This window comes from Nocardia sp. NPDC050799, from assembly GCF_040654015.1.
GTDB lineage: Bacteria > Actinomycetota > Actinomycetes > Mycobacteriales > Mycobacteriaceae > Nocardia.
Genome location: NZ_JBFAHF010000023.1, coordinates 53,689 through 65,779 on the forward strand (window position 1 = coordinate 53,689; position 12,091 = coordinate 65,779).

Consider the following 12,091-nt stretch of genomic DNA (forward strand, 5'->3'; position numbering starts at 1 on the left):
CGCCGGCGGGGGGGCGGGCGGGGGGGGGTGGCGCGGTCCGCGGGGCCACAAACCCTCCGTGCGGGCTGCCGAGGGTGCTGTGCCCCCCCGCCTCTTCGTACGCACTGGATGGCGTCGCGCTCAGCGCGCGCCGGGCCGGGTCACAGGTACTGGCCGCACACCGGCCACGCACCGGGGCCCTGAGTGGCGAGGACGTTCTCGGCCACGCGGATCTGCTCCTCACGGCTGGCATTCGCGGCGCTGCCGTTGCCGCCGTTGGCCTCCCAGGTGCTCTGGGTGAACTGCAGGCCGCCGTAGAAGCCGTTGCCGGTGTTGGTGGACCAGTTGCCACTGCTCTCGCACTCGGCGACGGCGTCCCAGTTGCCCGAGGCAGCCGTTGCGGTGGCGGTGGAAAGACCGAACGGTACGGCAACGAGGGCCCCGGCGATAGCGGTCATGCCGAGAACGCGGGTGCTGAACTTTCGGGTCTTGGACATATGCGAATCCCTCCCTGTGCCCACCGGCAGCGCGTTGGAAGCTTGCGTGCCCCTGTCCCCAGGTGATGTGTCGGGGTTTGATCCGAACCGTGGGACAGGGTTGCCGGCGTTCTCCGGTTCGGTCGGCCCGTCCCGGTCTGGTCGGGGCCTGCGAACGACGGTAACGAAGAAATCTCGTCAGATCACGTATCGATAACTATCAATACGTCGTTTGGTGCAAAGCGGGAATATATGAAAAAGTCCAGGTCATAAACGGATTTTTCCGGTACCCATGGCGGTCTTCGACAACACGGAAATGTGACCGGGATCACCGAATTTGGGTAATTCGTGTCACGCGTATAGCGATCGGGACAACGGGCAATCGCACCGTTAACGTTTTGAGGCCTACTGTCTGATTTGCCGCTGTGGAGCCCCGGGCGCGAGAACGTCGTTGGTTGCCGAGAGGGTCCGGTGGGCACCCGGTGGCCGCCGGTTCGGCCCGCGGGTTCGCCGGCCGATACGCGCTTTGAGCTGGCGATTTGGCAGTCATCGGCAGCCGTGTGTAATGTTGTGTTCACCCAACGCGGGGTGGAGCAGCTCGGTAGCTCGCTGGGCTCATAACCCAGAGGTCGCAGGTTCAAATCCTGTCCCCGCTACTAACGGAGAAGGCCCCGGAACCACGGTTCCGGGGCCTTCTCCGTTTCTATGGTCCGGTCGGGCCGGCCGGACGTCACAGGGCGGCTGCCGCCGCGCGATCGGACGCCGCCTCGGCTGCTCGGGGCCCGCCTGTGATCGCCGCAAGGCCAGCTCAGCGGCACGTTTTGGTGTTGCGACAGGTAGTGCGTAGTGTTGGGGACACCCAACGCGGGGTGGAGCAGCTCGGTAGCTCGCTGGGCTCATAACCCAGAGGTCGCAGGTTCAAATCCTGTCCCCGCTACTACAGGGAAGGTCCCGGAGAGAATCTCTCCGGGACCTTCCCTTTTCTGTGTCGGGGCCTCGCCGCCCGGCGCCCGCCGCCCCTGCCCCTGGGAGGGCTGAGCCGACCGACGTCGCCGCGGAGCTCGACGGTCGTGGGTGGTTCTCCGTCATGCGATCGGCCGGCGGGAATGGCGTCGCCGAGGCCGGTCCGGCGACCGGCTCTCGCGGCGCTCACGCGAGCTGCCGTCCTGCCCGAATCGTCCTGGGTCGGTAAAGGTTCGGCGTGCTGCCCAGGGTGGTGGGCCCGCCGGTGGCCGGATGCGTTGCCGCAGCAAAAGAATGGGCAATCATGTAGCTATTACATCAAAGATAGCGCCTCGGGGCCGGTTCCGGGCGGCGAAGATCGTTCGAAACGGATGGTCGAGAAGCATTTATGATCGGGCGAATCAGTAATAGCAGGCATGCATCCGATAAATTACATCGGTGCAATTCAACGGCCTTTCGGGCGGCGATGCCGAGGGTGCACAGCCGCCCGCCGGCTGCCCTCGATGGGCATGGGGCAACCGATTCGGGTACGGCCAGCGCGACGGGTGTCACGAAGGCGTGGGTGACGTGCCGGGTGCGCAGCAGGTCGGCGAGTTCGCTGCCGCCGTACAGCGCCGGGCGGGTTTCCACGGCGGAACCCGGTGGCGTCATGGGCTCCGGCGGTAGCGGTTCGCCATGCAGCACCCGCCGGCGGGCTCCGGCGGAGGGGGGAGTGTGCGGCGTTGCCGGACGCCGACCGAGCTGCTTTGCTGTATCAACTGCCGCGAACCGGAGGGGATGAACCGTCGTGCCATCTGATTTCACGCTGAAGGCCGTCAACACCGTGCACCGAGCTCTGCTGCGTATCAGCTTCGGCCGTCTCGGCACCGAATACTTCGGGATGCCGGCGTTGGAACTGACCACCGTCGGCCGTAAGAGCGGGCAACCGCGCTCGGTCATGCTGACCGCTCCGGTCGTCGAGGGCGACGACTACATCATCGTCGCGTCCCGGGCCGGCGACCCGACCCATCCGGCGTGGTACCGGAACCTTCGCGACAATCCTGCCGTCGAGGTCTCGTTCCGCAACGGTCCGCGCCGGCCGATGACCGCACATGTCCTCTCCGCGGAGCAGCGGGCGCCGCTGTGGTCCCGGATCACCGCCGCCTATCCCGTATACGGGGATTACCAGAAGCGCACCGACCGGGAGATCCCATTGGTCCGGCTCACGCCCACGGTGGGAGACGCTTAGCCGCGCGCGGCCGCGACGAGTATCTCGAGTAGGCGGACTGCTTCGACGGGTGTCCATATGCGGGCGCCGCGATGCCCGGGCGCGGTATCGCCTGGTGGTCCGGCGCCGGATCGGCGACGGGTGTCGACGCCTTGCGGCGCCGGGCCCGGCGGATGGGCCGGTGGGCGGCTCAGCCGTTACGGGTGAGGCTCGGGGGCGCCGGTTCGGACTCCGCGACCGAAGCCGCGGCGGTCGGATCGGTCATGATGTCGCGCCACCAGGAATCCAGCCGGCTGGGCTCCGGCCAGATCACGGGTGCGTGCTCGGCGGTCGATTCCACGTCGTTCTCCTCGGGGCCGGTGTTGTCGGGCATCCTTGCCTCCTGTACGCGTGGTGCGCCGGCGGGTCGCTGCGCGTATTCGTACGCTGCTCCGTTTGCGCCGCCCCCCGTAACCGGTGTCGCCGGAATTCCCGCGACCGAGCAACGTAGTGACAGCAGATCGCCGGACCCGCCCGGTACCAATGTGCCGCAATTCTAGCGTTTTTCGCACCGGCTGCCCACAGATTGGAATCCGTGGGCAGCCCGTAACTTATTCCTGGTGGAACCATCTGTCTGCACGGTATTCTGGATGTGTCTGTGCGAGAACATCTTCCGATGCTACGCGATGCGTCGTCGCTTCCGGAGTCGACAAAACGACCGGTTTGTAATATATAGCGAATGTATTGCGTAATGTATGCGCGCAATCTCGAATTGATGCCGGTGTAAATGTGCTTTCATTTGATCGTGCAGAACGGCGCGGCATATGAAATCCCGGTGAAGAAATCCCCGGTAGGGCGGTCGACGGAGCAGAACGACGCGGGAGCGGCCGCTCCCGGCAGCGGTGCTGAGTAGACTGCCAGGCATGTCGGTGGCGTCGTCGCGATCGCGGATTCCGGGGGAGATCAACGGATACGAGGCGCGCTGGGAACAGCACAATACCGAGCGTCAGTTGCGCATCCTGCGGGCCGCGGTCGAACTGCTGGAGGAGAAGCCGCTGGGCGCGGATGTGCCCGTGCGGCAGATCGCCGAACGGGCCGGAGTCGCCAAATCCGTGGTGTACCGGCAGTTCAGCGGCCGGGAGGATCTGGACCGGCGCATCCGGTCGTACCTGATCGACGATCTGGGGGCCGTGCTGGACGCGCAGCTGGACGTATCGTGCGGCTCGGTGCGCGAGATCATCACCCGAACGGTTCGCGCGGTCGCGGACTGGATGGGCGACCACCCCAACCTGGCCGCGTTCGCGCGGACCGGCCCGCCGGTCGGCGGGCCCGACAGCGTGGACGCCGTCTCCAGCCTGAAGATCCGGATCGCCGAGCGGTCACGCGAGCTGATCGATGCGATCGCCCGCATCATGGAGGTGGAGTCGGCCGCGCTGGAGCCGGTGCCGTTCGCCGTGGTGACCATGGTCGAAGGGGTGCTGGCCGCGTGGGTCGCCGATCCGGAGCCGAGCCGGACGCGAGCGGAGATGGTCGCGGACCTCTCCGGCTACGCCTGGTACATCCTCGACGGCGCGGCCCGGACGGTCGGTGTGACGGTGGACCCGGACCGGGAACTGGCGCAGGTGGTCGCCGGACTGCGTGGTTCGGCCCCGTGAGTGCGCGGGGCCGTCGACCGGGCCGAACGTCGTCGGTCGGCCCGGCCGTTCCGGGTCAGGCCACCGAGGCCCGAACCCGGCGTTCCGGTTCGCTGCGGTAGCGCGAGCGGTCGCCGTCGATTCCGAGTGCCCGCCACAGCCGCGAGGTGACCGGGTTCATCAGGCCGAGCTCGTCGGCGAGGGTCCGCATATCGCCGAAGTAGCCGGACAGGATCCGGCGCGAGTTCGGGCTCCGCCAGAACGCCTCCTCGATGACCTCGCGCGGCACGTCGAAGCGACGGGCGAACTCCGGCGGCGGCGCCATGATCTCCCCGGCCAGCCAGCGCAGCGCCAGCGGGAAGGACAGCCCGCACAGCGCGGTCGAAACCGGTCCGAGCTTCGCGATATGCGCGCGCAGGAACTCTCCCGCGAAGGAGATGTGGCGCGCCTCCTCGGCGATATGGATCTCCATCGTCCGCACCACCAGCGGCGGTAGGTTCGCGCCGTTGCGGATCATCGCCTTCTGGTAGTGGTCGATCGGCTCCTCGCCGCCGAGGATGCCCAGGAACAGCACCACGTGGGCGTAGCCACCGGCCACCCCGATGAACGGGGAGAGCGCCCGGAAGATCGGCCGCATCCCGGGGACATCGTCGCCGATCCGGTTCACCAGCTCCTGGAACATCTGGATGTGGTTGCACTCTTCGGTCATCTCGTGCAGGCAGTAGCGGAATTCCGGCGACCCGTTGGGCAGTTTCGCGATGTACTGCATCATCCCGCGGATGAGCACGGTTTCGAAGGCCGCGCCGACCTTGACGGCATTGGCGATCCGCCAGCGGCCGATCTCGATCTGTTTCGCCGGCGGCAGTTCCCGATACCAGCGGGTGGCGCCGAGCGGATCGTAGTCGGGGGAGAGGATCCATCGGGGATCGTCGCGGTCGAGGGCGTGTTCGGGTGCATCCCAATCGATGTCCAGATACGGATCGAACCGGCGGTGCACCGAGCCCTCCGACAGTGTTTCCAGCGTCTCGCGGTACCGGGTGTCCAGCTTGGGAACCCGCGGCAGAGTCGACGGCGTCATCGGTGCCTCCTCGTGCGTATGGCGTACATCTCTCTACGGACGAATTTACCGGGACTCGGCGTCTCAGTAAATAGAGCGCGCGGAGCCGGTGTGCAATCGTGCCGTGGGGGGATGAGTGCGAATGTGTGGCCGGGGGTGGTGCGCGAAGGCTGCGCCCCAGGTCGTACCCCCGGTCACGCGGATGCGTGCGGGGGCTGCCCGCCGGGTCACGATGCGGTGCGACCGAGAGTGCCGATATCGCCGGTTTGCGGCCACCCCTGCGCGTCGAGCGCCTCCGGGCGCGGTAGCCATGGGTGCCGATCCAGCCGCGCACGAGGACCTGGCCGCTACCGCGCGGGGACAGTGTCCGTGTGTACTCGCAGGGTCTCGATCCGGTCCCGGGTGGGGTGGAAGTCCAAGATCAGCAGCGCCGGACCCGCCGGCAGATCGGCGCTGATCGTAACCGAACGACCCGCCGCCAGTGTTTTGCCCTGTCGTAGGCCGCGCGCTCGTACGGCCAGCTCCGCGCTGCCGATCGACTCGCCCGACCACAGCCGCACCGTGCCGCGGTCGCCGGTCAGTGCGGTGACCGTCGCGGTATCGCCGGCGGCCGCCGCCGCGCACAGCCGGTGCGCGATCCGCTTCCCGGTGGCACCGATACCGGTGCACGCCCGGGCCATACCCGTCAGACCGCGCACGCCCTGATTGCGCAGCAGCAGGCCGCCGAGCCGAGTGCCCGCCCGCCATCCCTTCGGGCCGGTGCCCATGAGCTGCCCGACCATGGGCACCAGTTCCCAGTACGCGGCCAGATATCCAATTCGCAGGGTGCCGTCCTGCTCGACCACCTCGTAGCGCAGGTGCATCGGCACCCGGACCCGGGCGCCGGTCGACATGGTGATGGTGATGGTGAGATCGCGCAGCACGGTCGCCGGACCGGCGAAATCGTGGGCCACGTCGAACACGATGTCGTTGGGCGCGATGAAGGTGTCGTAGAACCGGGCGATCGCATCGTATCCGGTGTGCGGATCCGAGCCGACCGGATCGTTGACCACCGCGCCGGTCGCGAACAGGCCCACCCACGCCGCCCGGTCGTGGGCCGCTACGGCGCGAGGGGAGGCGAGAACGGCCTCGCGCAGATCCGCGGCGGTCGGGTCCAGCGACACGGTGACTCCCTTCGGTGGCCGGAATTCGCTCTCACAATAGAACACGTTCTATGGGTGGCCGAGTGTCGTAACCCTGCCTGCTTGTGAAAATGTCGGTGCGGTGCGGCATCATCTGTGCACGCAGCTATTCGACGAACAAGTGAGATTGCCCGGAGTGCCCCATGCCGTCGCGAACACCAGCGAACGCGAAGCCGAAACCTTTGTCCGACAACGACCTCGAGCAGATCGCCGCGGAGATCGACGCGGGGCGCCCGCCGATGGTCTGGTTCACCGCCGCGGCGGTGGGGGTCACCGAGGGACGGTCGGGCAAGGTGGTCTCGCTCGGCGATCCCGCCGACGGCGACTTCCTGCAGATCCGGCCCACTGGGTCCAAGGATGTGCTGTCCTTCGGCCCCACCGAGGTCACGATGGTAAAACCCCAGCGTGACAAGCCGGCCGCCGCGCCGCCCGCGTCCCCACCCGCCCCCGAGAAGAAGGAACCGCCCGTGACTCCCGCCGCGTCCCCGTCCACCTCCGCCCCCTCGGCCGCGGACCGGAAACCGGCGCCCGCCCCGGTGAAGAGCGCTGCCGCCGAGCCGAAACCGGCCACGGCGCCGCGAACCCCCGCCGCCCCCAAGGCGACCAAGGCGCCGGCCGCGCGCAAGGCCAAGACGCCGGAGGTCACCGTCACCATCAACGGCACCGCCGACGGTGAGTGGACCGTGGATGTCACCGCGGGTAAGAAGCGGACCGCGCGGGCGATCCCGGTCACCGGTACGGCGGTGGCGCAGGCGGCGAAACTGTTGCCGCCGGAGGTCTCCGAGGTGGTGGACGGTCTACTGGACTCGGTGCGGGGCGCCCAGGAAGCCAAGGTCCAGCAGCTGCAGGCCGAACTTGAGCAGGCGCGGAAACTTCTCGAAGAACTGACGGACTGATACTCATTCGCCGGTAGACCCGCTCCCGGAGCCACCTCCGCGGGCGGGATCCGCCCCGGTTCGGAGTGCGAGGCGACCGTCCAGGGATCGGCGACAGTTGAGCGCCGATGGTGTTGCGGGCCTATCCGGGTTCGCCGGGCACACGGCAGCGGGTTCTGTACTGCTTCTCCGGAGGACCTGCGTTCCTGGTCGGGCCGGGGCCCGCCTCCACGGCGCCGGCGGCAGTGCGGATCACACAGCTGTTTCCCGCGGCCGCCAGCCGTGGCGGCTCGGTTCGGTGGGGGTGTACCGGATCGAGTCGTGGAACATGTAGCCGAAGCCGCGCCGTTTCGCCTGGTACATGGCCGCGTCCGCGTCGCGGATGAGGTCGTAGATGCTGGCGTCGATATCGCGGGGGCCGCCGCAGGCCAGCCCGATACTGGCCGTAAGCGGCACTTCGCCGGTGCTGAGCTGGAACGGTTTCATGAACACCCCGAGCAGGCGTTCGGCCATTTTGGTTGCTTCCATCCGCTCCAAAGGAGCCAGGACGACGAATTCGTCTCCGCCGTAGCGGGCCACCACATCGTCGCGGCGCACGGTGGAGCGGATCCGGGTGGCGGCTTCGGCGATCAGTTCGTCGCCGACGGTGTGCCCGTAGCTGTCGTTGATCACCTTGAACTCGTCGAGATCGATGAACAGCAGACAGAGCGCGCGTTCGGCCCAGTCCCGGTGCTCACGATGCAGTACCCGCAGCAGCGCGGAGCGGTTGAGCAATCCGGTGAGCGGATCGTGGTCGGCCTGGTATTGGGCGCGCCGCTCGCTGCGGGCGCTGTGACCGATCGCGCGTTCGCTGCGGATCAGCAATCCGATGAGCAGCAGGGCGAGCACCGCGGACACGATGATCTGGTCGAGCGGGCTCAGCGGGGCGCGGGCCACCGGCACCAGGGAGGAGAGCACCAGGGCGACGGCGATGACACTGGCGCGCTGGCGGGAATGGTGGATCCGGATCGTGCGCGGCGCACCCAGCGTCACCATGGTCGGGTGCAGGGCCGCCGCCCCGGCGGCCAGGTACGCGCCGATCAGCGGAAGGATCAACGCTTCCGGTGCCGTGTTCAGGGTGCCGGCCGCGACCAGCCGGTACCCGAGATCGGTCGCCAGCACGCCCGCCAGGGCTGTGTGTAGCAGGCGCAGCGAGGTTTCCGAGCGGCTCGAGGTGGCCAGCGAATGCGCCAGCAAGGTCAGCAGCAGCGCATCGCAGACCGGCAGGGCCACCGCCGTCACCGTGTTGACGTCCGGGGTCTCGGAGTGCAGGACAGGTGCGATGAGGAAGATCCACGACGCCAGCAGCGCGCCGAGCCCGATCAGTCCCGAATCCAGGATGACATCGGGATGGGCCCGGGCCTGCCGCGGCCGCAGCCACATCAGGGCCGCCAGACCGGAGCCGAGGTAACCGACGAGTGTGCAGATCTCGTCGAGAGGGGTGGACGCGTAGCCGGTCAGTTCCCGCAGCACGGTTCCGGTCGCGAAGGGGAGTGCGGCTCCGGCCAGCAGGTACCACGGCAGCGGATGTGACGGACGGTGCCGGCGCAGGCCGAAGACCATCATGACAACGGTGCCGGCGGCCGCGAACAAGGTGGCCACTACCGACAGCGGACGGGACCCGACTATCAGATGCACCAAGAGCGGCGCGCCCACCATCACGGAAAACGCTGCGCCATACCGTATCCGGTGGATACCGTGCCGCCCTGCTCCCTGCGGTTCGCTGATGATCATCAGCCCCCCTTTGATCGCTCCATTCCCGGTGAAATCGAGCCGCGTCGCAGGCCTGGGTCCTTAACTGTCTGTCGTGCTCTACCTGTCTATCGAGCGGCGGCTGACGCAAACCGAGTGTTCCTGTACGAGGGGAAGTCCGAGCCGTCCGCAGTGCGTCCGGCCCACCAAACCTGGACTATGGATCCGATGATGACACGCAGTGTCGAATTTGTCGCTCTCTTGGCGCAACAACGTCGTAACAGGTGTCTCGATGGTGGCGGCGCGGCGGATCTCGGGCACCGGCGGGCGGCTCGTACGGTGGTCCGGTGACCGAACGCGAGGAGTACATCACCCCCGGCGGGCGTCGTCGATGGTCGGCGCCGGGCCGGGTCAACCTGATCGGCGAGCACACCGACTACAACGACGGCTTCGTGCTGCCGATAGCGATACCCCTGGTGGTCACCTGCGAAGGTGTCCGGCACGCCGACGATCTGGTCCGGGTGGGCTCGCGCCAGCGGCCGGGCGAACCGGTGCGGCTCCCGGCCGCGGCGCTGGCCACCGAGCGTGACCTGCTGCCGGGCTGGGCGCGGTACCCGCTGGGCGTCGTCGCGGAGTTCGGGCGCCGGGGACACGAGATCGCGGGCTTGGAGCTGGATTTCGACGGCGCGGTCCCGGCCGGGGCCGGGCTCTCCTCCTCGGCGGCGCTGTGCTGCGCCGCCGCGGTGGCGGTCCGTGATCTGTGTGCGCCGGAGGTCGGCGACCGGCAGCTGATCGATATCGCCCGGGCCGCCGAAAACGACTATGTGGGCGCGCCCACCGGAATCCTGGATCAGGCGGCGTCCATCCTGTGCACCGCGGGACACGCCCTGTACCTGGACGTGCGCGCCTTCGATGCGGCCGATTCGGGCGGTTTCGACCAGATTCCATTCGATCTCGCGGCCACCGGCCTGCGGCTGCTGGTCATCGATACGGGGCAGACCCATGAGCACGCGGCCGGGGGGTACGGCGCCCGGCGCGCCGAATGCGCCGCCGCCGCGGCGGCGCTCGGGGTCGCATCGCTCCGCGATATCGACGACGCGGGGCAACTGTCCGGGCTCACCGATCCGGTGCTGTACCGGCGGGCCCGACATGTACTGAGCGAGAACGACCGGGTGCGCGCAGTGGCGGAACTGCTGCGCTCGGGCGCCGACCCGCGCGAGATCGGTCCGCTGCTCGATGCGGGACACGATTCGCTGCGTGCCGATTTCGAAGTGTCCACCGAGGTGCTGGACGCGGCGGTGGACGCCGCTCGCGCGGCCGGCGCCTACGGGTCACGGATGGTCGGTGGCGGTTTCGGGGGCAGCATCATCGCCCTGGTCGATACCGCTGCCGCCGGCCGGGTCGAGCGAGAGGTCCGGGAAAGCCTCGCGCGCAAGGGTTTTCCCGACGCGCGGACCATCGAGGCCGTAGCCGGTCCGGGAGCCGGACCGGTCGATTGAGGAAGGTCCGGTGCCGCGGCTACCGTGGCACCGGACCTTCTCCCTCAGGCCGCCGGCCGCACGCGGCGCAGCGCGCCGACGAGGACGTCGACCACGAGGAAGGCCAGCAGGCTCAGACCGAACACCGGAGCGAACCAGCCGATCAGGGCAGCCGCGCCCAGCGCCGGCACCGCCGGCATCGCCGACCGGCGCAGTGCGCCGCGGCGCGGCGGCCTGCCCACCGCGAAGGTGCGGGCCGTTGCGGTGGGCCGGCGCTGCCACCACATCAGATATCCCCGCACGATCACCGTGATCAGCCCGATCGCCGCCGCCAGCAGCAACAACTGATTGAGCACGCCGAACATCAGGCCCATATGGAGCTGGATGCCCCAGTTGGCCATCTTGGCCATGAACGGCCACTCGGCGTAGGGGAGCCGATCGGTGACCGTGCCGGTGGCCCCGTCGACGGCCGCGGCATCGGCGGTCAGTGTGCCCGGCAGCCGTCGTTCCTTCACCGCGAACGCGGTCCCGTCGGCCGCCGGGATCGTTATCTCCGCGGGCCGGGTGACTCCGGCCGCGCGTGCCGCGGCCAGTACCCGGTCCACTTGCTGGATCCGGTCCGCCGGCACCGAGTGGCCGGCCGGATGGCCGCCGGGATGGTCGCCGTGCCCGGTCTGGGCCGGCGCCACCGTCCCGGGCAGCGCGGTCGTGACGGCGGGGGTGGTCCAGCCGAGGTTCTCCCGGAGTGTCTCGATATTGGCGCCCGCATAGGTCGACCAGGTCAGGCCGGTGGCCGAGAGCAGCAGCGCAACCGGGAGAATCCACACCCCGACCACCGCGTGCCAGTTCAAACGGCGTTCTCGCGCGTTCGCGAGGTTCGGGACGAACAGCCATCGCGCCGCGGCGCGCTGCCGCCGGCCGCGTACTCGCCGGATCCACAGGGCGAGTCCGGCGAGCGCGATCAGCCACAGCCAGGAGGCCGCCAGTTCGGAGTACAGCCGGCCGGGTTCATCGAGATGCAGGTGGCGGTGTACCTGGGACACCCACGCCCGGAACGGTAGCGCACCGGAACTGCCGTACACCACCGATTCGCCCACCGGCTGCGCGGTCACCGGGTCGACGAAGACGGCCCGCCGCTCGGATTCGCCGAGGGCGGGATCGCTGAACAGCACCCGGGTGGTGTCACCCGGCGCCGGCGCGGGCGCGACCGCCACCAGAGTGAGGTCGGGACGGACCGCGGTCCCGGCGGTCACCTGTTCGGCCAGGGGCCGCTCGGGTCCACGGGAATCCACGGTCAGCAGATCCCGGTTCACGAAGGATTCGATAGTCGGCGCGACGGCGTAGAGCCCGCCGGTCACCGCCGCGATCAGGAGAAACGGCCCCACGAAGAGACCGGCGTAGAAATGCAGTCGTAGCGCGAGCGCGCGGAACGCGCCCCTGCTCGGCTGCCGGGGCGAACTGGTCACCGGGACAGCGCCCTCGGGCGCCGCGGGGACCTCGGTGGTACTCATCGGTGTTACCTGCGTCCTGG

10 protein-coding genes and 2 tRNA genes are annotated in these 12,091 nt (G+C 68.8%); 6 read left to right on the plus strand and 6 right to left on the minus strand.

Annotation, left to right across the window (positions count from 1 at the left end):
• Positions 1-140: 140 nt before the first annotated feature.
• On the minus strand, positions 141-476 hold the full coding sequence (locus AB0H42_RS22905; protein WP_357058838.1) for a transglycosylase family protein: 336 nt from the start codon (positions 474-476) through the stop codon (positions 141-143).
• A gap of 561 nt (positions 477-1,037) precedes the next feature.
• On the opposite strand from AB0H42_RS22905, the gene AB0H42_RS22910 reads away from it, so the two are divergent.
• The 3 genes from AB0H42_RS22910 to AB0H42_RS22920 all read left to right on the plus strand — a co-directional run bounded on the left by AB0H42_RS22910 (position 1,038) and on the right by AB0H42_RS22920 (position 2,646).
• Positions 1,038-1,111, plus strand: a tRNA-Met gene (locus AB0H42_RS22910).
• A gap of 207 nt (positions 1,112-1,318) precedes the next feature.
• Positions 1,319-1,392, plus strand: a tRNA-Met gene (locus tag AB0H42_RS22915).
• An 813-nt stretch (positions 1,393-2,205) separates the two neighbouring features.
• Positions 2,206-2,646 carry a nitroreductase family deazaflavin-dependent oxidoreductase gene (locus tag AB0H42_RS22920; protein ID WP_357058841.1) on the plus strand — a complete coding sequence of 147 codons (441 nt, stop codon included), beginning with the start codon at positions 2,206-2,208 and terminating at the stop codon, positions 2,644-2,646.
• Between the two features lie 169 nt (positions 2,647-2,815).
• Here AB0H42_RS22920 and AB0H42_RS22925 read toward each other — a convergent pair whose 3' ends face one another.
• Positions 2,816-2,998 carry a hypothetical protein gene (locus AB0H42_RS22925; protein WP_357058844.1) on the minus strand — a complete coding sequence of 61 codons (183 nt, stop codon included), beginning with the start codon at positions 2,996-2,998 and terminating at the stop codon, positions 2,816-2,818.
• Positions 2,999-3,527: 529 nt separating this feature from the next.
• Here AB0H42_RS22925 and AB0H42_RS22930 point away from each other — a divergent pair.
• Entirely contained in the window at positions 3,528-4,259 is a 732-nt protein-coding gene (locus AB0H42_RS22930; RefSeq protein WP_357058846.1) for a TetR/AcrR family transcriptional regulator, read from the plus strand.
• Positions 4,260-4,314: 55 nt separating this feature from the next.
• Here AB0H42_RS22930 and AB0H42_RS22935 read toward each other — a convergent pair whose 3' ends face one another.
• Positions 4,315-5,316: a diiron oxygenase gene (locus tag AB0H42_RS22935; protein ID WP_357058849.1), complete on the minus strand. Its 1,002-nt coding sequence runs from the start codon at positions 5,314-5,316 to the stop codon at positions 4,315-4,317.
• A gap of 326 nt (positions 5,317-5,642) precedes the next feature.
• Complete coding sequence (locus AB0H42_RS22940) at positions 5,643-6,458, minus strand: nuclear transport factor 2 family protein (protein WP_357058852.1); 816 nt, start codon at positions 6,456-6,458, stop codon at positions 5,643-5,645.
• A 200-nt stretch (positions 6,459-6,658) separates the two neighbouring features.
• On the opposite strand from AB0H42_RS22940, the gene AB0H42_RS22945 reads away from it, so the two are divergent.
• The gene (locus tag AB0H42_RS22945) at positions 6,659-7,372 is read left to right on the plus strand and encodes a DUF6319 family protein (RefSeq protein ID WP_357058855.1); all 714 of its coding nucleotides are present in this window, start codon (positions 6,659-6,661) and stop codon (positions 7,370-7,372) included.
• A 231-nt stretch (positions 7,373-7,603) separates the two neighbouring features.
• Here the strand turns inward: AB0H42_RS22945 and AB0H42_RS22950 are convergent, their stop codons facing one another.
• A complete protein-coding gene (locus AB0H42_RS22950) occupies positions 7,604-8,992 on the minus strand; it encodes a GGDEF domain-containing protein (protein ID WP_357058858.1) in 1,389 nt (462 codons plus the stop codon).
• Between the two features lie 437 nt (positions 8,993-9,429).
• Between AB0H42_RS22950 and galK the strand changes: the two genes are divergently transcribed.
• On the plus strand, positions 9,430-10,581 hold the full coding sequence (galK, locus tag AB0H42_RS22955) for a galactokinase (protein WP_357058861.1): 1,152 nt from the start codon (positions 9,430-9,432) through the stop codon (positions 10,579-10,581).
• Between the two features lie 44 nt (positions 10,582-10,625).
• Here galK and AB0H42_RS22960 read toward each other — a convergent pair whose 3' ends face one another.
• Positions 10,626-12,071 (minus strand): PepSY domain-containing protein, encoded by a 1,446-nt coding sequence (locus AB0H42_RS22960; protein ID WP_357058864.1) that lies wholly within the window; start codon positions 12,069-12,071, stop codon positions 10,626-10,628.
• Positions 12,072-12,091: the final 20 nt, after the last annotated feature.